Genomic DNA, 20,851 nt, shown 5'->3' on the forward strand with positions numbered 1-20,851 from the left:
ACCATTCCATTTTACAATATTTAACACAATGTATACAACTAACATTTCAAATTTTCTTATTTTTAGCTCAAAACAGGTAAACATAAGAGCGTTGAGAATCATACCTGCATATTTAACAATCAAGTGAATGTATAAAATAACACTCATACATGAAAGTTTAACTAAAGTTAAATGCAATTGTATAAGGCTATGTTGGTAAATATTCTTTTTTAGCTTGATGGGGAGAAACGCCGATCTACCTTTCACCTAATTAAAAAAGCGCCCTATAAACAGGGCGCTTTGCTCCAACCTAATGACTAATACTAGCCGTCGGATATAATGTTGTTCCTCCAATTGAAACCTTTATTTCATTTGTTAATGGAACATTTTGTTCATTAATAATGGTTCTCCACCATTCCCATGCAAGACCTGTACATTCTCTTGCTACGATTTTTATATTTTTTGAATTTGGTGGAAGAGGGATTACTGTAGAGTAATGGGCTGTTTTGTCTTTGCCACTACCTTCCCATGTTTTATGTGTTAGTACTTCTTTCCCATTTTGATCAAATGTGAATTCATCCCAAGATACATCAAATTGTGCAACGTAAGCACCGTAATGATCAAGTGTCATTTTTGCACTTGAATATTCTGTAGTTGTCGTCTCGATATAATCTGTATTGTTATGAACAGCAGCAGTTGCATTATCTTTTAAGAACGTGCTTGTATATGAAATTGGATATGCTGGATTTTTAAAACTTAATTCAGCATTATCTTTAATGATATTTCGGATTTCATTGAAATCTTTTGTAACAACCTTGTTATGCTCTTTCGCATCTCCACCTAATACGACAGCAGTAAAGGTACTTTCTTCAAAAATATCTTTGTACTGTCCACTCGTTTCGACGCTGTTATTCTTCAGTAAAGCTTTAAAAGCAGCTTGTACATCTTTACTCTTAGATGTTGTTTCTAATTTTACATAAACCGTTCTACCATAAGCTACATTTGAAACCATAACAGGTGGAGCCGAATTACTTACTCCTTTACGAGTTAGCTCATCAAAAGTAACACTATTATCAAAGAGATCAGATGGATTATTAGGTAGTTCAGCACTTACAGTATAAAATATTTGTTTATATGCCGCCACCATCACTTTCTTTTCTCCATTTGCAACTGCATTAAAGTCAATATTTAGACTGTTATCAAGATATTTAGCATTAACATTAAGAGCACTTGCGATTTGTGATTTACTATAAACCATAGATTCTGTATACTGCATTCTTGCAGGTAACGTATGTGTTGCGGAATACTTTTCATTCCAAGTAGATACTAAATCATCTACTGCTCCAGCTACATTACCATATGTCGGATTTTGGACAGTGATTGTATTTTCTTTTCTCATACCAGGTAAGTCTATACTAATATTCAAAGGCTTTCTCTTAGCCACTAATAAACTCGGTTGATTGTCTGCAAAAGCTTTATTGGCAAGTTGTACAGCTCCTGGATACGTACGATTCGCTACAGAATCAATAATCGAAATATCGACTGGTGACGTTGTAAGTGATTTTTTCTCACGTTCCACTACTACAAATTTACCATTTGAATTGATACTTTCTTTCGGAACAAAACTCTCTATTTTATCACCATTTACAGCTAAAACCTCTTGATTATTATATGTAAGATTCCCTATACCAGTATCAATGCTACTAGCATTTTTATTTATATCATTTGCATGACCGATTTGTGTTTCTGCGAAAGAAATAGATGAATAATTAAGAGTGCATAGACTAACTAATACACATGTAAGGAACTTTCTTTTCTTGGTATTTCTCTTAATGTTCAGAAAAATCACCCCGTTCTTTTTTTAGTAAGATATAATAATGATAGATATATGATAGCTAACGAATAAACTTACATAAACGCTTTTAAAAGTTCTTGAACTAAAGGAATTACTCCACCTAAAAATTTTAAAACTGCCATTGCGATTTCCATATTCCTTCCTCCTCTTTGCTGTATTAAGATGTGTTGTATATTTATGCTTTCATTATAATAAGCTTTTACATTTGCATCAATTCATTTTTATATGCAATATTTCATATTAGGGAAAAAGCAACTTTTTCTGTCAGGGTGATGATGCTACCACTCTTCTTGAACATATTTCAATCCTTCTAAAAATATCAGAATTTTCTACTTTTAAGAGGTTATGAACGAAACAACCTCGAATAATTGTAATACATATACATAAGGAGGTTGATCTATTTTGTTTCGTTCTTTTACTAATGGTTGCGTCGCCTTAGTGCAACGCTTCTTGCCAGAACCGTTTATTTTATCATGTTTATTAACTGTTTTCGTTATCTTCTTTGGTATGTTTGCAACGCATCAAACACCTGTGGAAATGATTAATCACTGGGGTAATGGCATTTGGGGACTTCTCGCCTTTTCTATGCAAATGGCACTTGTACTCGTGACAGGATCTGCTTTAGCAAACGCCCCTCTTATTAAAAAAGGATTAACGAAAGCGGCAAGACTACCGAAAACGAATGGACAAGGTATTATTGCCATTTCAATCGTAAGTTTACTAGGGGCGTACATAAACTGGGGATTTGGTATTGTTGTATCTGTTTTATATGCAAAAGAAGTAGCAAGACAGCTGGAAGGATTAGATTATAGACTGGCAATTGCTTCTTCTTACTCTGGATTTCTCATTTGGCATGCGGGGCTTTCTGCTTCTATCCCTCTTACGTTAGCAACAGGCGGAGAAACGTTAATGAAAACGACAGCTGGAAGTATTAAAGAAGCGATTCCAATCACTGAAACGTTATTCTCACCATACGCCCTCGTTCCAGTTATTATCTTTTTAGTTACGATGCCTCTCATTAATAAGGCGATGCATCCAGATGAAAAACATACGATTACAGTAGACCCTAGCGTGTTTCATGAAGAAGCTGCCGCTCAAGAGGTAGGGAAAAATACGTTCGCTGAGAAAATGGAAAATAGTATCATTATTACACTTTGCGTTGGATTGTTAGGTCTCATTTATATTTTCAACTACTTTTATACGAAAGGCTTTAACCTTACGCTAGACATCGTTATTTTTATGTTATTAATTGCTGGACTCGTTTTCCACCGTACTCCGATTCAATATATTCGCGCTTTTTCAGACTCTACGAAAAGCGCTTCTGGCATTCTACTTCAATTTCCGTTTTACGCAGGAATTATGGGGATGATGATTGGAGCAAATAGTGAAGGCCTTTCACTTGGAGGAGCTATTTCGAATTTCTTTATTAGTATTTCAAACGAAACGACTTTCCCGCTCTTTACTTTTTTAAGTGCTGGCATCGTTAATATTTTCGTTCCATCTGGTGGCGGTCAATGGGCTGTGCAAGCACCCATTATGATTCCCGCTGGCGCTGAACTTGGTGTACCTGCTGCAAAAACAGCAATGGCCATTGCGTGGGGCGATGCTTGGACAAATTTAATTCAACCTTTCTGGGCATTACCAGCATTAGCGATAGCTGGTTTAGGTGCTCGTGATATTATGGGATTTTGCGTTGTGAACTTACTATATGCAGGTTTTATCATTAGTCTATGTTTCTTATTTATTTAAACGAAAAGCTAGTTTTATACTAGCTTTTTTACATAATAAATCATTTATTTCCCACGCAATTTATTATGGTCTTCCACTCTATCTCCGTAAGATATAATGCCTCAAATGCAAAAAAATCTTCACATACTTTTTCAATTAAATGTGGATTGTTCTTAAGGAAATCCCACTGTAATGCTTTAGGAAGAAAATATGTATCATATTCTTTACTTCCCCTTACTACTTCATCCACTTCTCTTTCACAAATTCCTCTTATCAAGTAGTCATTTCTTAATTGTATTTGAATTTGCTGAAATGTTTCGCTACATTTCTTCAATTGAAGTAAACATGTAATATACGTTCGAAAAAGTTCGTTATCATACCCACAACAGTTTATAATTCGATCGATTTCATTCATAATGTACGAGCCTTTTCTTCTATTTGTAATAACCACTTTTCTCGCTTCTCTCGTTTACTCGTTTTCACAGATTGAAATACTGACCGTTTTATATCGCGAATGCCGCAAAAACGTAAGACACCTCTCTTCATTATAATCCAATCTGCTGATCGATATAATAGTGCGACGTACCATAACGGTGAATCTAGCGTATTAATCACCCACGCCTTCTTCCCTTTCAATAACCCTTTAGGCAGAGCACCTTCATATTTATAAGCAAATCCAGCAACGAAAATACGATCAATAAATCCTTTTAAAATAGCTGGCATCCCCCACCACCATATCGGATAGATGAATAGAAGCATATCCGCTTCTTCTACTAATGTCCTGTACCGAGCTGTTTCTTCTTCATTTACTAAGTCACGTCTTTTCTTCTCTTCATTAAATACAAGGACTGGATCAAATTGCTCCTTATATAAATCAAGTACGGTAACTGAATGATTTGTTTCCTGTAGTCCTTTTTGCACATGATTTAAAATTGCCGCGTTAAAACTTGAAGGACTAGGATGAGCGTATACAATAAGTACATTCACTACAAAACAACTCCCTTTATAAGTTAAAGTTTCCCCTTCTTTAACATCTTCTCTACAATTTGCACGTTTTTTGAACTTTGTAACAACCGGTTTAATACTGTAAGTAACTCTTCTTTTTCTAAACCTTGCAATTTCGATTTAACCGTACTCTCACCAGCACTTTGAATATCATAAACAACTGCCGCCATATGTTTGCAAAGATTCTCATACGGACACTCGCAGCTACTTTCTGTAAAATCTTCAAGATCAATAATCACTTCATAGTCTCCTGCATTTCCAGTAACGAAAGCAAATATTTTCTTGTCTTGTATTTCAACATCTTCTACATGTCCTTCTTCATAATATTCATACCCTTTATCCATAATGTACTTAGGAATCCATTTTGTTATATCATGTAACAAATAAGCGTACATAACAACACCTCTTCCTTTAATTCCCTTTTGACTTCCAAACCTGTGCATGTTATTCTAATAACTGTCAAATAGCAAGTCTATATGACAAAACGACTGACACCTATTCGGCGAAGGTGTCTCTTTTCATTTGCAGCCGATATGAAGTGCCTCTTTCAGGCACATTCAATCTTTGACACTACACACTCAACACCATTCCCTGTATCAGGCTGCTTAAGCAGTCTTTTACTCTACATACTTCAAAAAAAGAGAGCTTAGCTCCCTTTTCTCGCCTTATAAAATACCCCTTTTTCAGTATAGAGATATTCATCAGCTAATGTAATTTTCCCATCCAGTTTCAGTTCATCTAATAGTCTTGATAAATAAAATTGATGTAACATCTTTTTCGTGAATTTTCCTTCATGATGCGAAACGATATGTTCTTGAATATCTAACAATGATATCGGCTTATCTTGCTCTATCATATATTCATAAACTGTACTACGCAGTTTTACGTATTTTTCGAGTGTCACAGTAACGCGCAACCCCTTTCTTCTTAATATAAATTTTCGTAATCGGTTTTTTTGCAATAAAAAAACCTCTCCGATAAGAAGAAGTTACGTATATATCTTCGTCTTATCTCCCAGAACAAATTTGTTCTGCTGGAATTAGCACCTGCATCGCGGTTGCTGGGTTTCATCGGGCCAGTCCCTCCACCTCTCTGGATAAGAAAATATTCACTTAATTCTTACTATACGTAATTTCATTTCAATTGTCAAACAAATATAACAAATTATATTTTCTTCTTTACTGTTCATACTATACATATATGAGTATGCAAGGAGGATTATGAAATGCACGAAAATGCCCGCGGATATGTCCAAGACTCTTTTCAATCATTACAAGAAGCAAAACAATGTTTAGAAGCAGCATTACAGACTGTTGAAAAAGATTTTAATCGCGCTCGTATTGAGCAATCTCTTTATGCGATCGAACAAGCTATTCAACGCTGCGATTACACCGTTCACATTTTAGAACAAGATTGAAAAAACTTCCCATCATAAGGTGGGAAGTTTTTTCAAATGGCATACTTCATAATTATTGCCGTTATGATTAAAAAATATACAGAATTCACAATTTCTAAAATCCCTACTTTTATAATAGAAATTTTTTTGCCATACAATATAATGGCTCGAATGACACTTGGTATAAAAATAAGAGAACACAACGGATTAATAGCAAATACGATGACCGTTAACATGATATGATAACCCCAAGATATATAACGATACTTCGGATTATTTTTCTCACGTATCATCGTTTTCACATAAAACGTACTTCCTAAAAAATATAAAAATGAAATAAGCGCAATAAATAATGCAGTTTTATCTATCAGTTTCATTGAAAAATAATAACTAACTAAACCACCTATACAGAAAACAATAATTGCACTAACGTCATTTAATAATGCTCTTTCATTTTTTTGACGAGCGTAATACATATTTACTATAAAGAATGGAATCATGACTATTACGAATAAAAGAATGCGCCATTCATATAGTAGAGAAATCATCCCAAATATGACCGCAATAATAAAATATACAATTGAAGCATGTAAATACTCTTTTTTCCGTTTTTGTTTTATGTACATAAGAAATGGATACGTAGCTAAATAGATAAAGAACCAAGCTAAAAACAATGGAATATGATACATAGTAGGTTTCCCAAGTATGACACTTAATAGAAATGGTATAACAAGCATCGCCCATGCACCATGTTGCTTCGGAATAACTAACTTCATTAACTATACACCTCCCTTTTGAAAATAATTCTCACCTACTATTATACAAATAATTTTATATAGTAACGGATATATATTGGACTATTTTTTGACAATAAAAAATGCTCCTTACAATATGTAAGAAGCATGAAAGAGGCAAACGAATATGTAAGTCGCGACCCTACCTTATATGAGTATGCTTTTCTATACCATGTTATGCTTATCCAATATGCCATATTTCTTTTTAAATCTTGTAAGAATCGTAATCCAAGACGTACTAAATAATAGTAAGAAAACAACATTCGAAATTGCATGGCTCAAATCGAAATAAAAACTTGCGATATAATACGAAATGACTGTTTCCCACGTTGCCTCTCGTATAAAACCGAGAAGTCCCCAGAAATTCATGATCCAGCCAAATAAAAATCCAACAAACAATCCGTATAGTAGTCTTCCCCATAGCTTTTTCATTAAGAACGTATTACGTAATAATCCAGCTATAAAACCAATCATACCCCATGAAAACATTTGCCACGGCGTCCACGGACCTTGTCCTAAAAAGATATTAGACACAATCGCCGCTGTTGCCCCGATCATAAATCCAGTTTCACTTCCGAACACGATTGCAGAAACGATAATAACAAAAGAAGTCGGTTGTACACTCGGTAAAATAGAAAATGGTACGCGGCTCACTGCTGCAATTGCTGCTAACACGGCAACGAGAACAATTTCACGTGAAACAAACGCCTTTCTTTCAAAGCGGATATAGAAAGGTAACATAATAACGACTAATAAAAACAAACTACTTAACATGTAATACCCATCCATGATAAGTGTAGTAAAGAGTAATGTGCCTATTATTACTGCAAAAATACATATTATGAATGCAACATATCGTTTGGACACGCTTCGTACACATCCTCCCACGTTAATGCATATGGCAATTCTTTTCGAATGAATCGATTGATAGATGTTGTATAAAAGAAGTTGCCACTAAAAAATTCTTTCGGTGCATCATTCATAATGACTGCTCCATCAAATAACATCATACATTGATCCACGTATTTCGCTGCAAACTCAATATCATGCGTTGCCATTACAATTGTTGTACCTTCTTTTTGCAGTTTCCTAAATAACTCTCCTACTCTCTCTTTCTTCCATGGATCGAGTCCCTTTGTCGGTTCATCCAGTAATAATAAAGTCGGCTTTGATAATAACGTTGTACATAATGCAAGTAGTTGTTGCTCTCCCCCGCTACAATCATGTGGATGGCGTTCTTTAAGTGCATATAGCCAAAACTTTTTAAGCTGATGTTCTGCTATTTCGTTTCCTTGTTCTCCATATAATTCACGCGCTCGTTCATACACTTCGTCCCACACTGTATCAAATGTAAAATGATAATACGGATGCTGTGATACATACCCAATACTTTTAAATCGTTCTTTCGAATCAACTTTATGTATCACTTTCCCATTCCACTTTACTTTCCCTCTTCTCGCTTTTTGCAATCCAGCTAAAAGCGTTAACAGTGTAGACTTCCCTGTCCCATTCTTTCCAACGAGAGCTACCCATTTTCCTTTTTCAATCGATACTGTTAAATCTCGTAAAATGAGCGGACTATTTTTTTCATATTGGAATGAAATATGCTCGGCACTTAAAATGACTTCTTGCTTTTCACTTTGTGCTATTGGCTCACTTACATATGACATCGCTGAAAAATCATTCATTTTCATTTGCGCTTCTCGCACTGTAAACGGAATATCTTTCGTATTCCACTCTAAAAACAATCTTGGAATTTGCGGAATAAATGGCCGGAACTTTTCTACTTCCCACATATTTGCTACAACCGTTTTCGGACTACCGTCATACACGATTTGGCCGTTACTCATACAAATAACGCGCGTTGCAAGTGGTATTACTTCATCTAAACGATGTTCACTTAAAACGATCGTAATTCCAAGTTCTTCATTAATACGCTTTAACAATCCTAAAAACTCTTTTGCGGCAATTGGATCTAACTGCGCTGTCGGTTCATCTAATAATAATAATTTCGGTTGCATTACTAATACGGCAGCTAAATTAACAAGTTGCTTCTGTCCGCCAGATAACGTATGAACAGATTGATGCAATAAATCTTGAAATCCTAAGAAACTAATAAGCTCTGCTATTCTTTTTTGAATAATATGTGATGGTAATCCAATATTTTCTAAAGAAAACGCTAATTCTTGAATTACTGTATCCATTACGAGTTGATTTTCTGGATTTTGAAATACCATACCAATTTCTTGAGCAGATAACAAATCCGGTACATTTTCTAATAAAGTACCATCATAATATGTATCCCCAGTACGCTTACCGATTGGAAGTAATTCCTTTTTAAAATGTTTTAATAAAGTCGTCTTTCCAGATCCTGATCCTCCAGCAAGTGCAATAAACTCTCCTTTTTGAACAGAAAGAGAAATATGCTGTAACGCTTCTTCGTTTTCATCAGCATATACAAATGATAAATTGTTTATTTCTGCATGCGCCACCATATCCATTCCCTTCCTTCCATTATGATTGGTAAACTAATAAACATCGTAAATACAACAAACATCATCCCATCATATTGCTGAAATAAAATAGATTCAACTTTCGGATAAATGATTAACTTTCCCCCACCATACGTACTACATATAATAGCAACTATAAATAGAATACTTAAATAACTGAGCGTATACCAATCTCGTTTTTCCATTCTATAGCGAATATATGTCGTACGTTTCGTTACACCAAATCCACGAGCTTGCATAGAATCTGCCGTTTGCAGTGCATCTTCCAATGAACAAATTAATAATACTTGCAATAGTTGCATACCATTTTTCACACGTTCCACAATGGAACCTGCATCTACCTGTACACCTTTCGTCTTTTGGACGAGTGTTATTTTCTGTAATCTTCTCATAAACAAAGGAACAAATCTCACTGTAATCATCGTTAACAATGCTACTTTCGGTGAAATTCTAGAAAACAAATATAAAAATTTATGACTTGAAATAATATCATTATACGAAGCAAACGTAAACATAATCGCCACTAGTAATAACCCCATTACTACTCCAAACATAATTGCCTCAAGTTTAATACGGCTATCACCTAACCAAAATAACGTAGTTCGGCCTCTATGTGTTAATAGCGAATTAAATAAAATGACCATAAAAAAGAAAACGATTGTGCTCGGTAACATCTTTCTTACCTTTTCGCTATTCCCTTGCATCACATTTAAAATAACAATTAATAGTATTGCTCCAATTAAAAAAAGAGGATGAAGACACATCATACATAGTATCATCACCCCGATATAATAGAAAAAATTCACAAAAGGATGTAAAGAAGAAAAACTTATTTTCATAGTCCTTTACCGAATGCCTTTCTTATTTTAATACAAACACCCACTCGATTGTATCGCCTGGTTTTACTGTAACTACACCTGCACTATGGTTTGGAAACGCACCGTTCACACGATATTTCCATCCACTAGTAGCGGTAATATCTTTTTCATATAAATCATTAATACCTTTTACATAAACTCCATCTTTAGAGCCCATTGCATCCACATCTAATCCTGTACGCTGCAATACTTTATAAACTGTATCACCTTCTTGTACATCCACCTTTTTTGCACCTAATAAATATCCTTCATTACCTTTTACTGAGATCGTAACTTGTTTTGGTTTTGGTATTACTGGATCTGGCACTGGCGGTACTGGATCTGGTACTGGCGGTACTGGATCTGGTACCGGTGTTGGTGGAGTTGGTACACTATTGTTCTCTTCTGGTTTTTTCTTTTGCTCCTGTTTCGGTGTTTCCTTCGGCTGATTCACAACCTTTGCTTCTTCTTTTACTTCTTGCGCTTTCGGTTGTTGCTCTTGTTGTTTCTCTTGTTGTTTCTCTTCTTGTGCTTTTTGTTGTTCTGGTTGCTTAGTAGCGACAGGCTGTTCCTGCGTTTTTTCTTCTTTCTTTACTTCCGGTTGTGCTTGTGGCTTTTCTTCTTTCGGCTTCTCTTCTACTTTTTGCTCTTGCTTTTCTTTCTGTTCGTCTTGCTTATTTTGCTCTTGTTCAGCTTGTTTTTCCTCCGGTTTTTCTTCCGGCTTCGCTTCATCTTTTTTCTCTTCTTGTTTTGCTACTTCTTCTTGCTTCGGTTCTACTTTCTTCTCAGGCTTTACCGCTGCCTCTTCACATCCGGCAAGTAGCCCAAGTGAAAGCAGTAAAGAAATAAACCATTTCATCTTACTCATGTTGCCTCTCACCTTTCATATTAAAAATTAGGAGCAAATGATTGCTCCTAATTTTTGTTAAGCTGCTTTACGTCTCCATAATACATATGCAGAAGCAATACATAATACACCCATACCTACTTCTGTCGCTGCACTATGAGAAGATGCTCCTGTTTTTGGTAATGTGCTACCGTTTCCGGATTTTTTATTTTTAACCGGTTCGTTATCCACAACAACTTTTAAAGTGTCATCTTTTGTTTCTTGTTGCACTTGTTTTTGTTCTTCTGGTTGTTCAGTAACTTCTTTTTCCACCACAACATTTTCTGAATCTACATTTGGTTTTGGATTAATTTCAGTAACAGATTCAGTTGACCAGTCATAAATCGATTTTCCAAGGTCTCTAAACTGAAGTAAAGCTAATAATGCTTGCTCTGTTGCCATTCCGCTACCGGTTTGATCGCCTGGTAACCATTTAAATTCACCATTTGGAAGTTGATATGACAATAGATTTTGCACTGCCTTATGAAGACGGTTTTGATCTACATCTTTCACAAGGGATAATCCAATAATAGCTTGCGCAGCACTATTAGAATTCTCTTGTCCATCAGCAGAGAAACCGCCATTTTCTAGTTGTTCATTATATAAGTATGCGACAGCCTTTTGCACTGCTGGTTTCACATCTGCTCGGTCTTGATAAGGAGCTAATGCTGATAAAACCATACCTATTACATCAACGCTACTAGCACTATCTTTACTGCTTGCGCTATCATAAGTCCAGCCGCCATCTGTATGTTGCGCGTTTAAAAGTGCATCTACTAAAGCAACTCGATTCCATTTTGAATCTACTGGAATTTCATATTTTTTCGTATCAAATGCAAGTAAAGCAAATGTATAACCTGTAACAGAATTCACTTTATCTGATTCGTACAATTTTTGAACTAAATTATGTTCGCCTACCATTTTTGGGTCTGCATTCATTGCATTCATCATAATAATCGTTCTAGCTAAATCTGTCGCTGAAAAACGATTAACGCGCTTTTCTACCTTTTCAGTTACAGCCTTAACATAATTTAATTTCGCCTCGATTGGTATATTCTTTCCAGAACGAGAAAGACCTAGCGCTACCCAATCACTTTCAATTCCACCTTGTAACATCTTTTCAGACGTCTTAGAGATCGCGTCATTTACTTGTGCTGCTGGAATTTGAATGTTCTCTTGCTTTGGTTGTTCTGGTTTTTCTTGTTTTGGATCATCCGTCTTCGGTTCTTCTGGCTTTTCTTGTTTTGGATCATCCGTTTTTGGTTCTTCTGGCTTTTCTTGTTTTGGATCATCCGTCTTTGGTTCTTCTGGTTTCTCTTGCTTTGGATCATCCGTCTTTGGTTCTTCTGGTTTTTCTTGTTTTGGATCATCTGTTTTTGGTTCTTCTACAGTTTTACAAGTACCAAATTTATCTAATGTTTGTTGTAATGTTTCTTGACTCATATTGTTCCAGTCTGAAACAAAGCGGAAAACAACAACATCTCCAGATTTTAATTTATAACTATCCGCTCCAACTTCTGCAGATTTATCATTTACATCATACAGCCAGCCACTTGTAGCCCCGGCCATTAGCCCATCAATGCCTTTTACATACGTTCCAAACGACATCGTTTCAGCTTCTACTTTGTCCCCCATGACTTTTTGTAGCAAGCTTAAAGCTGTTTCCCCATCTTTAATTTGCTCTTCTTTCGGACATAACATAATGCCCTTTTGTGATTCACCAATAATTGCAAGTTTTGCTGTATTTCCTTCAGCAAACGTAATATGTACTGTATTCGCAAAAGAAACAAATACAAGTGTAACTGCCATTAACGACGTAAGCAGCCATTTTTTTAATATTGCCATCCCAAAATTTCCTCCCTTACTACTATTCACACAAAAAAAGGCCCTTCAAGGGCGTGCAATTGACACTCTTTTTTTGTAAGTGTCGAACAAACTGTGCAACACCTCCTACCCGCATCATTCGCGGCTATATTTGTATAGGAAAAATAATTTTGTTCATGAACGTATCATTGTGATAACATTCACTTTTCTAGGCACAACTTACTTCCATTTAAGTTATCGTAAAACGATAAACCTATACATTCTGTTAATTTTAAATTTCTGTATTATTTTACTATTGACAAAGAATTTTGTCCATGCTTTATCGGATTTATTTTCTAAGAATAGTAACTTACTAACCTTTAACGATGCAAACTCTTTTCACTAATAATGACGCCATCTTCATCCACATACACATATTCATTCGGCTTCCATTCAACTTGCCCAAATTGCAATGAAATATTTCGTTCTCCTTTCCCTTCTTTTACACTTCTATTCGGCATTGTCCCTAACGCTAAAATACCTATATTTATATTCTTTAGTTCACTAGAATCACGAACGTATCCATATACAATAATTCCTGCTAGCTTTCTTTCCTCCGCAATAGCTGCCAAATTATCACCGAGTAACGCACAATTCGTAGACGCTCCCCCATCAACAACTAATACCGTTCCTTCCGGCAATGTTTGTAACCCTTCCTTCACTAGTACATTATCATCCTTCACTTTTACCGTTGCAATTTTCCCGTGGAATTGTTCTTTCTTCCCAAAAGATCGAAAAGACTGGCGACATATTTGTAACTCATTTTCAAACTCATCACATAGATCCGTAGTTTTCCACATCTTTTTCCCTCTTTTCCTTTTACTTTCTATTTAACATATTCTTGGATTATTTTCGTTTCCCTGTCTAATGTTGCAAGAATTTGTATGTGCGGGAAAAGGACAGAAAAACTATTGCCTTACGAAGCCACCTTTATTATAATCTATTTCACAGATAAATTTCAGAATATTAAAAATTAATCAAGTGAAAAAGGAGGGGTTTTATGCAATTACAAACTGAAGTAAAAAAACAACCTAGTAAACGAAAGTTTAAAATGCCTGATGCGTATGTACTACTATTTTTTATTGCTTTACTATGTGCAATAGCTACTTATTTCGTTCCTGCTGGAGAATTTAAAAGAGTTACAAACGGGACTGTTACAACGACAATACCAGGAAGTTACCATTCTGTTCCACAATCGCCAGTAGGATTTGTTTCTTTTTTTACCGCTATTGAAAAAGGAATGACACTTGCTGCTCCGATCATCTTCTTAATTTTATTTACGGGCGGAGCTATTGCTATTCTTGAAAAAACAGGTGCTCTTGACGGTTTAATCTATCATGTTATTAACAAATTTCGTAATCAGCAATTACTTTTCATATGTATTGTCGCCGCACTCTTTTCCATTCTCGGAACGACTGGCATTATCGTTAACTCAGTTATCGGCTTTATCCCCATCGGCATCATCGTTGCACGCACATTAAAATGGGACGCTATCGTCGGCGTAGCCATTATTTATTTAGGTACTTATGCTGGTTTTAATGCTACTATATTATCTCCTTCACCTTTAGGCATTTCACAAAAAATTGCAGAACTCCCAATGTTTTCAGGAATTGGTTTACGCACAGCAATTTATCTCTCTTTTTTACTTGCTACCATTCTATATATTAATTGGTACGTAAAACGCTTAAAAAATTCGAATAAAGGAAGCATACTCGGAGATAACTGGTTTCCAAGTAATGCTCTTTCAAGTGAAAAAGAAGCGCAGAAAACAGAAGTTCCTTGGACAATACGTCATAAATTAATTTTACTCGTTTCAGCTTTATCATTAATTGCATTTTTAATCGGCGCTTTTCGTCTACATTGGACAGACGCAGAAATGACTGCTACTTTTATTTTCATCGCAATTACAGCTGGAATAATAGGTGGTATGAAAGCAAACGATATCGCTTCTACTTTTCTAGCAGGCTGTCAAAATCTCATATACGGTGCTTTGATCGTCGGAATGGCTCGTTGTATTTCAGTCATTTTAGAACAAGGAAAATTACTTGATACAATCGTTAACCAACTCGCACAGTCTCTCGAAGGACAAAGCCCGGTATTTGGCGTAATCGGTATGTATGTAAGTAGTGCCGCATTACATTTCCTTATCTCATCCGGTACAGGTGAATCTGTTATTTTCATTCCGATATTAGCTCCGTTAGCTGATTTCATGCACATTACACGCCAAGTTACAGTACAAGCTGTTATGCTCGGCGAAGGTGTAGTGAACTGCCTCAATCCAACTTCCGGTGTTTTAATGGGCGTTCTCGCAGCGAGCGGTATTTCTTATGGAAAATGGATTCGATTTATGGCTCCACTTGCATTCATTTGGTTTATTATTGGACTTATTTTTCTTATTGTTGGCGTGAATATTGAGTGGGGACCGTATTAAAACTATGAAACTTTCTCTCTATTATTTCACCGTTATCTTATAATAATGAAAAAAAGGATTGATTATAGTAATCAATCCTTTTCACTTGCATCTCTCAAAGCTAAATCTCTGCAGCTAATAAATTGTACTCATTGTCAAAAGAAGCATGAATTCTATGGCCACCAAATACATCTCCATCATTGTATTCACAATATATATCATTTTCTCTCATTACAATGTCCATAAGAGTAATAGATTGCTCAAATGTTTCTTTCGTCATATCATATTCTCCTGCATCTACAGCATCCCAATCTAAATGTTCATCATTCTCATCATATTCAGGCCAAAAATCATTTTTATACTCTATTAATTCTTCCGCTATAGCAAGCTTAGCTTTTTTATCAAATTCCTCTAAACATACATAAAGCTTTTCTGCTCTTTTCAGCATTTCATGTACTTGTACACGCTCATTTCTAACATCCAATTCCCAATGTACTTTTCCTTCGTTTTGTTCATATGTATGTAAAGTTTCATTAAAGATAAACATTCCAATCAATTCACTATTTATTGATTTTTCCATGATTTCATTTCCTTTCTATCCCTGAAAAAGAAACTTTAATTAGTTTGATAGACATGGGACTGAACTCCTAATGCTTTATTTTTATGCTGACTTTTTTCATGAAATAAAACTCAGTTATCAGTCTAAACCATTTTTTAGATTTAACAATAATATGTGTGCATTTGTAAAATTCCAATTAAGTTTGTTAAAAATGAAAAATTCTGAAGTTAGTATTTTATTAAATTTTATTTCAACCCAATAGCATTTTTATCCTTCAAATAGCCCCTTTCATTCTAATTTCTGCATTTCTTTCAGCCGTTCTATATCCTTTTCTGAAGCCTTTTCTATTTTATACAATTCATAGCTACCCTTTATCTCATTTATCACTACAAATTCGATTTCATTCCGAACATAGCTTTTCGTTTTTCCTTTTTTATAACCAATAACATTATCTAATATAGTTTCCCCACTATCTTTTTTATATAAATTATAGCTAACAGGTGGACGACCAATTACATACTTATTATCAGAAAATCCGACTATATCATCCCTTCCTAATCCTGTCGAAGCACTCCAGACAAACATAATCTGAAATATAGAATAAACAACAATACCGCATAAGAAAAAAAATAGGATTGATTTAAAAAATAACTTTACAGGCATGCTTCTCAAAAGACATTCCCTCCCATTTCACCTCAGGATAGCAAGAACAATACGTGAATTTTGTATGCTAAGGCACCAAAGTTTTTATAATGTTCCACAGCTAGTTTAAATAGTGCATCCTTACCTCAAAAACTATCGTAGAGAGTAGCTCGGCTTATGACCTTTCTCCCAAAATAAATACATAGCTTTATTTAAAGCTTGCTCTTTATTAAAACTAATCTTTCTACCCATTAACCACACCCCCGTATTATATATTTTAGTATAAATATTTTGGAACGATAAGCCCGCAAAATATTTTAAAATTAATTCTTCCGTTAGAGGGCGCTTTAAAGGTTTATATAACTGTATTAATAATAATCAAAAACACTTGAAGTTGACGTTGGGTCATTTTATATACTGTTAAGTAGCTACTATTTCGCAATTTCATAAAAGAAATTAGAAAAATAGGAGGTTTTCATATGAAACAGGGCGATATTATTATTTATGGATGTGTCATTATAGGTGCAGGTATTGGACTGCTACTGGATCATGGATTTCCTGGTGCACTAATTGGATTAGGAGCAGGCTACTTACTTAAAAATCTTCTTAGTAAAGAAGGTTAGAAGCGAAATAAGAAAATAATCGTTAAAGATAAAATCTTAACGTACAGAAAGGTAGGTTTATCAGTTGATACACATTAATAAAGTTGCAGAACTGACAGGCGTTACAGTAAGAACACTGCGTTATTACGATAAAATCGGATTATTAAAACCAGCATCCAAAACAGAGGGTGGCCATCGTTTATATACAAATGAAGAAATAAAAAAACTTCAGCAAGTTCAATTTTTAAAAAAGGTTGGATTTCCGTTACAAGAGATTAAACATATGCTCGACTTCAATGAGTGGGATTGGTCGGATAGTTTACAAAGTCAATTATCTTATGTAATAAATGAGCAGGAACATTTAAAGAAAATAGAATTATCCTTACGGGAATTGATAAATGGAATTGCGCTAGAAGGAGAAGAAAGCTGGATTGCGATTCAAAAGATTATGCAATTATCCAGCAAAGATAAAGAAATACAACAGTATTATCGCGAATCTATATTTAAAGAAAAAGAAATAAAACTATTAGAAAAGGTTCCTAAGATGGCAAGTGACTGTTCTGATTCACTCGAATGGATTGCTCTCATCGGCCAGTTAAAGCGTTATATGAAGGATGGCCCAAAAGCAACGAAAGTTCAAAATATCATAAGACGAATGGAGGAAAAACGCTTAGAAGAATTTGAAGGTGAGGATGAATTTCTAAATAAGCTTTGGGAGATAAGGATGGCTCCCGAACAATCAGAGAAACTTAGTTTATATCCAATCGATCAAGATGTGCTTCAGTTTATGAACGAGGCATATGCCATTTTTATGACTAAAAAAAATAATCCTGAGCCGGAATAAGGGGGAAAGCACAATGGGTACAGAGCAACTTCTCCTAATAGGCGGATTAGCTATATTAGACACGCTAAGCCCTACTACAATAGGAGTAACAATATATCTACTTTTAACAGATAAAGAACGTCTCACGAAACGTTTATTCGTTTATTTATTGACGGTAGCAGGATGTTATTTTGCTGTTGGCGTTTCACTCATGTTAGGATTAGATTTTTTGTTTAAGTTTATTTCTGGCTTATTTCAAAACCGAATCGTAAGCTGGTCGTTCTTCATTATTGGTGTCATATTATTCATTGCAAGCTTCTATATTCCACCAAAGAAAAATTCAGAGATCCCCTCACCAAAATCAAAAAGCATTTTTTCAATGATCGCGCTAGGATTCACTACTACATTAATTGAAGTGGGTACTGCATTTCCTTATTTTGCGGCAATTGGTATACTTACTACTTCTAATCTATCCTTGATACAATGGTCTTCTATTTTAGCGGGATACAACTTGATCATGGTACTGCCCTCTCTCCTGCTGTTTCTCTTCTATCTCCTATTTGGTCGGTGGATGCAAAAACCTCTCGAGAGGCTTCGAATGAAAATTGCTAATAGTACAGGATCAGCCCTATCATGGATTATGTGTATAGTTGGCTTCCTCCTAATATTAAATAGCCTGGATTATTTATAGGGTATTTATAGAACCTACACTCAGGGGAATATGTTTGAAACTACAGAAGTACTTACACCTACCATTCCCCCACACCAGTTTGTCTTTTACAGGCAGTTACTCTCCCTTCCATCTTCCTCATATTCACTTAATTTTGATGTAAGAGTCCTACTACCTGGGATAAAATATGATGCCATCCAATTCACAATTATTTCTTCCAACTCTGGATGAAGTGGCTTTCTTGCTCCTTCTTCATAATTCTTTTTAAAATCTAATGCTTTAAACTCACCTTCAAAAACTTTCAAACTATGATCCATATTTTTTATTACATATACTTCAGAATCACCTTTCACATAATCACTGATCCGCTTAGCTCTTTCAGGGTCAGCCTGAATATCTTTATCACCAGCGATAGCTAGCACTGGACATGTTACTTGTTGTAAGTCTTTATAAATGTCATGCTGAAAATGCTCTCTAAACCATTTTGCGTTCATCGGTTTAAACCCAACTTTAATCGTATCTTTTTCTGTGTTCATCATTTTCTCTTTTATTTTTTCCATCTGCTTTTCTCCACGTTTCTCCACATTGAGAAGGCGCATTAGTTTTCCCTTTATTCCTTTTTGTTCTTTTAATTCTTTATAAGCAATCTCTCTTTGTCTTTTCGTAGCTTCTTCTAACGATTCCGCAGCTCCTGTAAGAAGGATGAGTCCATTTACTGGTGTTCTTGCGTTTACTACAGTTGCTAACATACAACCTTCACTATGACCAGCTAAAATGATATTTTCCGGATTAACAAATGGTTGTTCTTTTAAATACGTAATCGTAGACTCTATATCACTAACTAAATCCCACATTCCAGTCTTCAGAAATTCTCCGTCACTCTTTCCTACTCCGCGTTTATCAAAGCGGAGCGTCACTACCCCAAGTCTCGCCATTACATGCGCTAAATCTTTATATATGTTCGCCTCAAGCTTTAGCGGTACGACCGTTCCATCACGATCAATCTCTCCAGATCCCGCGATAATGACAACAGCCGCATACTTCCCATCAGCTTTTGGTTTAGTGAGTGTACCTTGCAAAGTAAACTCACTATTGATCGCTACTTCATATTCATCAAAAGTCATCATTTTGTCCCCCTATTCTTTTATATCCAATTTAAATTTCAAACTCGTTATTATATTTTTATACTCTCTTACATCTTTCATTGGAGCAAAAACTGGATTCTCTGCAATACTTTGTAACATGCTTCGCTTTATAATCTCTTCATTTCTAACTGTTTTAGCGCCGAGCGGAAACTCTGCAAACCATCCGTCAATCGCATCAAAATAGGAATCACCGTGTAAATGCAGACTATTTACTGTGAAGCTTGCCGCACAAACTGCTGCATATTTCCGTAACATTTCTAATGCTCTTTCAAAATTGCCTTGCATACAATATACTTGCGCAGCAGCATAGTATACTTTTAAAGTCATATTAGGATGTAATGTTTCTATTTCATATATGTCTATTAACATAAAAGCTCTATTCAAAATCACCTCTACTTTTTCAACGCTTGAGGCATTTACTACTACATAATTCGGTATTGTCGCAACGAGTTGTATTAAATGTTGATACATGCTAATTTGCATTATTTCATTCGCCTTTTTAGTATTTCCAAGCATTTGATACGCCTGTGCGATTAAATCTTCCTCTGGAACGTTAGGACGTATCGTTTCACCAAGCAATTGCAATACTTCATTCGGTTTATTGAGTATAAGATAGCAAGTTGCTTGAAACGATACCGCCTCTTTCACAAGAGAAACATCATCACTTTCTTCCTGCACTCTGCTAAAGAGAGACATTGCTTCTTCTAAAATTTCAATTCTTCTATCCGTGTCCTCCGTTAACATGTGATGATTAATAAAAAGTATTCCTATTTGATTTAATAATGGAAAACAAGAATAATATTTTTTAATTATTTCTCTGCACTCCATCATTACTTCATCAAATGGTTTTTCACTAAAAGCTTCCGCTAGTCTATGATATAAATCCTTAATATCTTCCTGTTCCATTTGCGGTGTATAACAGATTAGTTCGTCTATACTTATATTAAAGTACGATGCTAGCAGTGGTAAAAATGTAATATCCGGATAACTCTGCCCCGTCTCCCATTTGGAAACAGACGCCTTCGTAATACCGATATACGCCGCTAACTCTTCCTGCGTAATCCCCCTTTCTTTTCTCTTATCCGCAATTACTTTATGAATGTTTATCTCCTTCACATCATCAC

At 35.3% G+C, this 20,851-nt stretch carries 22 protein-coding genes, 1 pseudogene and 1 riboswitch; of the genes and pseudogenes, 6 read left to right on the plus strand and 17 right to left on the minus strand.

Annotation, left to right across the window (positions count from 1 at the left end):
• Nucleotides 1-289: 289 nt before the first annotated feature.
• Entirely contained in the window at nt 290-1,828 is a 1,539-nt protein-coding gene (gene alo / locus NST14_RS16350) for an anthrolysin O/cereolysin O family cholesterol-dependent cytolysin Alo (RefSeq protein ID WP_229142820.1), read from the minus strand.
• A 408-nt stretch (nt 1,829-2,236) separates the two neighbouring features.
• Here alo and NST14_RS16355 point away from each other — a divergent pair, with 408 nt between their 5' ends.
• Nucleotides 2,237-3,583 (plus strand): short-chain fatty acid transporter, encoded by a 1,347-nt coding sequence (locus NST14_RS16355; protein WP_046198436.1) that lies wholly within the window; start codon nt 2,237-2,239, stop codon nt 3,581-3,583.
• A gap of 40 nt (nt 3,584-3,623) precedes the next feature.
• Here NST14_RS16355 and NST14_RS16360 read toward each other — a convergent pair whose 3' ends face one another.
• From NST14_RS16360 to NST14_RS16375, 4 genes are all read right to left on the minus strand, one after another.
• Complete coding sequence (locus NST14_RS16360) at nt 3,624-3,977, minus strand: group-specific protein (protein WP_229142821.1); 354 nt, start codon at nt 3,975-3,977, stop codon at nt 3,624-3,626.
• Entirely contained in the window at nt 3,974-4,549 is a 576-nt protein-coding gene (locus tag NST14_RS16365) for an NAD(P)H-dependent oxidoreductase (RefSeq protein ID WP_001101676.1), read from the minus strand. Before NST14_RS16365 ends, NST14_RS16360 begins: the two co-directional genes overlap by 4 nt.
• 23 nt (nt 4,550-4,572) lie before the next feature.
• On the minus strand, nt 4,573-5,010 hold the full coding sequence (locus NST14_RS16370; protein WP_003267103.1) for an SWIM zinc finger family protein: 438 nt from the start codon (nt 5,008-5,010) through the stop codon (nt 4,573-4,575).
• Nucleotides 5,011-5,213: 203 nt separating this feature from the next.
• Entirely contained in the window at nt 5,214-5,471 is a 258-nt protein-coding gene (locus tag NST14_RS16375) for a hypothetical protein (protein ID WP_000171478.1), read from the minus strand.
• 100 nt (nt 5,472-5,571) lie between these two features.
• A riboswitch (SAM riboswitch) is annotated at nt 5,572-5,670 on the minus strand.
• Between the two features lie 122 nt (nt 5,671-5,792).
• On the opposite strand from NST14_RS16375, the gene NST14_RS16380 reads away from it, so the two are divergent.
• On the plus strand, nt 5,793-5,984 hold the full coding sequence (locus NST14_RS16380) for a hypothetical protein (protein WP_000545001.1): 192 nt from the start codon (nt 5,793-5,795) through the stop codon (nt 5,982-5,984).
• A gap of 32 nt (nt 5,985-6,016) precedes the next feature.
• On the opposite strand, the gene NST14_RS16385 is transcribed toward NST14_RS16380, so the two are convergent.
• The 7 genes from NST14_RS16385 to rraA all read right to left on the minus strand — a co-directional run bounded on the left by NST14_RS16385 (nt 6,017) and on the right by rraA (nt 13,676).
• Nucleotides 6,017-6,739 (minus strand): YwiC-like family protein, encoded by a 723-nt coding sequence (locus tag NST14_RS16385; protein ID WP_061130529.1) that lies wholly within the window; start codon nt 6,737-6,739, stop codon nt 6,017-6,019.
• A 183-nt stretch (nt 6,740-6,922) separates the two neighbouring features.
• Entirely contained in the window at nt 6,923-7,624 is a 702-nt protein-coding gene (locus NST14_RS16390; RefSeq protein WP_002170204.1) for an ECF transporter S component, read from the minus strand.
• Nucleotides 7,597-9,258, minus strand: a complete 1,662-nt coding sequence (locus tag NST14_RS16395) for an ABC transporter ATP-binding protein (RefSeq protein ID WP_033688067.1) — start codon at nt 9,256-9,258, stop codon at nt 7,597-7,599. Before NST14_RS16395 ends, NST14_RS16390 begins: the two co-directional genes overlap by 28 nt.
• Nucleotides 9,231-10,109: an energy-coupling factor transporter transmembrane component T gene (locus NST14_RS16400; protein ID WP_002163588.1), complete on the minus strand. Its 879-nt coding sequence runs from the start codon at nt 10,107-10,109 to the stop codon at nt 9,231-9,233. Before NST14_RS16400 ends, NST14_RS16395 begins: the two co-directional genes overlap by 28 nt.
• A 22-nt stretch (nt 10,110-10,131) precedes the next feature.
• Nucleotides 10,132-10,995: a DUF4430 domain-containing protein gene (locus NST14_RS16405; protein ID WP_229142822.1), complete on the minus strand. Its 864-nt coding sequence runs from the start codon at nt 10,993-10,995 to the stop codon at nt 10,132-10,134.
• 57 nt (nt 10,996-11,052) lie between these two features.
• On the minus strand, nt 11,053-12,858 hold the full coding sequence (locus NST14_RS16410) for a DUF4430 domain-containing protein (protein WP_229142823.1): 1,806 nt from the start codon (nt 12,856-12,858) through the stop codon (nt 11,053-11,055).
• 338 nt (nt 12,859-13,196) lie between these two features.
• Complete coding sequence (gene rraA / locus NST14_RS16415; protein ID WP_000266063.1) at nt 13,197-13,676, minus strand: ribonuclease E activity regulator RraA; 480 nt, start codon at nt 13,674-13,676, stop codon at nt 13,197-13,199.
• A gap of 200 nt (nt 13,677-13,876) precedes the next feature.
• Between rraA and NST14_RS16420 the strand changes: the two genes are divergently transcribed.
• Nucleotides 13,877-15,307, plus strand: a complete 1,431-nt coding sequence (locus NST14_RS16420) for a YfcC family protein (RefSeq protein ID WP_109629875.1) — start codon at nt 13,877-13,879, stop codon at nt 15,305-15,307.
• 100 nt (nt 15,308-15,407) lie between these two features.
• Here NST14_RS16420 and NST14_RS16425 read toward each other — a convergent pair whose 3' ends face one another.
• The 3 genes and pseudogenes from NST14_RS16425 to NST14_RS31025 all read right to left on the minus strand — a co-directional run.
• Nucleotides 15,408-15,866 (minus strand): DUF2262 domain-containing protein, encoded by a 459-nt coding sequence (locus tag NST14_RS16425; protein ID WP_000415699.1) that lies wholly within the window; start codon nt 15,864-15,866, stop codon nt 15,408-15,410.
• Between the two features lie 267 nt (nt 15,867-16,133).
• Nucleotides 16,134-16,508 carry a hypothetical protein gene (locus tag NST14_RS16430; RefSeq protein ID WP_012644490.1) on the minus strand — a complete coding sequence of 125 codons (375 nt, stop codon included), beginning with the start codon at nt 16,506-16,508 and terminating at the stop codon, nt 16,134-16,136.
• Between the two features lie 128 nt (nt 16,509-16,636).
• Nucleotides 16,637-16,739, minus strand: a pseudogene (locus tag NST14_RS31025) (TetR/AcrR family transcriptional regulator); the annotation flags it as partial.
• A 227-nt stretch (nt 16,740-16,966) separates the two neighbouring features.
• On the opposite strand from NST14_RS31025, the gene NST14_RS16440 reads away from it, so the two are divergent.
• The 3 genes from NST14_RS16440 to NST14_RS16450 all read left to right on the plus strand — a co-directional run bounded on the left by NST14_RS16440 (nt 16,967) and on the right by NST14_RS16450 (nt 18,603).
• Nucleotides 16,967-17,110 (plus strand): hypothetical protein, encoded by a 144-nt coding sequence (locus NST14_RS16440; protein WP_000808927.1) that lies wholly within the window; start codon nt 16,967-16,969, stop codon nt 17,108-17,110.
• A gap of 64 nt (nt 17,111-17,174) precedes the next feature.
• Complete coding sequence (locus tag NST14_RS16445) at nt 17,175-17,933, plus strand: MerR family transcriptional regulator (protein ID WP_229142824.1); 759 nt, start codon at nt 17,175-17,177, stop codon at nt 17,931-17,933.
• 13 nt (nt 17,934-17,946) lie between these two features.
• Nucleotides 17,947-18,603 (plus strand): GAP family protein, encoded by a 657-nt coding sequence (locus NST14_RS16450; protein WP_270704008.1) that lies wholly within the window; start codon nt 17,947-17,949, stop codon nt 18,601-18,603.
• A gap of 86 nt (nt 18,604-18,689) precedes the next feature.
• On the opposite strand, the gene NST14_RS16455 is transcribed toward NST14_RS16450, so the two are convergent.
• Together NST14_RS16455 and NST14_RS16460 are read right to left on the minus strand one after the other, a co-directional pair.
• A complete protein-coding gene (locus tag NST14_RS16455) occupies nt 18,690-19,706 on the minus strand; it encodes an alpha/beta hydrolase family protein (RefSeq protein ID WP_229142826.1) in 1,017 nt (338 codons plus the stop codon).
• A 12-nt stretch (nt 19,707-19,718) separates the two neighbouring features.
• Nucleotides 19,719-20,843: a helix-turn-helix domain-containing protein gene (locus NST14_RS16460; protein ID WP_095842783.1), complete on the minus strand. Its 1,125-nt coding sequence runs from the start codon at nt 20,841-20,843 to the stop codon at nt 19,719-19,721.
• Nucleotides 20,844-20,851 lie beyond the last annotated feature (8 nt).

This window comes from Bacillus sp. FSL W8-0519 (genome assembly GCF_038005585.1).
GTDB classification, from domain to species: Bacteria; Bacillota; Bacilli; order Bacillales; family Bacillaceae_G; genus Bacillus_A; species Bacillus_A paranthracis.

Coding starts and splice junctions, on each gene's coding strand:
- NST14_RS16370 (WP_003267103.1), bottom strand. CDS start 5,010: ATGCACAGGTTTGGAAGTCAAAAGGGAATTAAAGGAAGAGGTGTTGTT.
- NST14_RS16455 (WP_229142826.1), bottom strand. CDS start 19,706: ATGACTTTTGATGAATATGAAGTAGCGATCAATAGTGAGTTTACTTTG.
- NST14_RS16425 (WP_000415699.1), bottom strand. CDS start 15,866: ATGGAAAAATCAATAAATAGTGAATTGATTGGAATGTTTATCTTTAAT.
- NST14_RS16400 (WP_002163588.1), bottom strand. CDS start 10,109: ATGAAAATAAGTTTTTCTTCTTTACATCCTTTTGTGAATTTTTTCTAT.
- NST14_RS16395 (WP_033688067.1), bottom strand. CDS start 9,258: ATGGATATGGTGGCGCATGCAGAAATAAACAATTTATCATTTGTATAT.
- rraA (WP_000266063.1), bottom strand. CDS start 13,676: ATGTGGAAAACTACGGATCTATGTGATGAGTTTGAAAATGAGTTACAA.
- NST14_RS16440 (WP_000808927.1), top strand. CDS start 16,967: ATGAAACAGGGCGATATTATTATTTATGGATGTGTCATTATAGGTGCA.
- NST14_RS16450 (WP_270704008.1), top strand. CDS start 17,947: ATGGGTACAGAGCAACTTCTCCTAATAGGCGGATTAGCTATATTAGAC.
- NST14_RS16420 (WP_109629875.1), top strand. CDS start 13,877: ATGCAATTACAAACTGAAGTAAAAAAACAACCTAGTAAACGAAAGTTT.
- NST14_RS16385 (WP_061130529.1), bottom strand. CDS start 6,739: ATGAAGTTAGTTATTCCGAAGCAACATGGTGCATGGGCGATGCTTGTT.
- NST14_RS16380 (WP_000545001.1), top strand. CDS start 5,793: ATGCACGAAAATGCCCGCGGATATGTCCAAGACTCTTTTCAATCATTA.
- NST14_RS16430 (WP_012644490.1), bottom strand. CDS start 16,508: ATGCCTGTAAAGTTATTTTTTAAATCAATCCTATTTTTTTTCTTATGC.
- NST14_RS16360 (WP_229142821.1), bottom strand. CDS start 3,977: ATGAATGAAATCGATCGAATTATAAACTGTTGTGGGTATGATAACGAA.
- NST14_RS16405 (WP_229142822.1), bottom strand. CDS start 10,995: ATGAGTAAGATGAAATGGTTTATTTCTTTACTGCTTTCACTTGGGCTA.
- NST14_RS16410 (WP_229142823.1), bottom strand. CDS start 12,858: ATGGCAATATTAAAAAAATGGCTGCTTACGTCGTTAATGGCAGTTACA.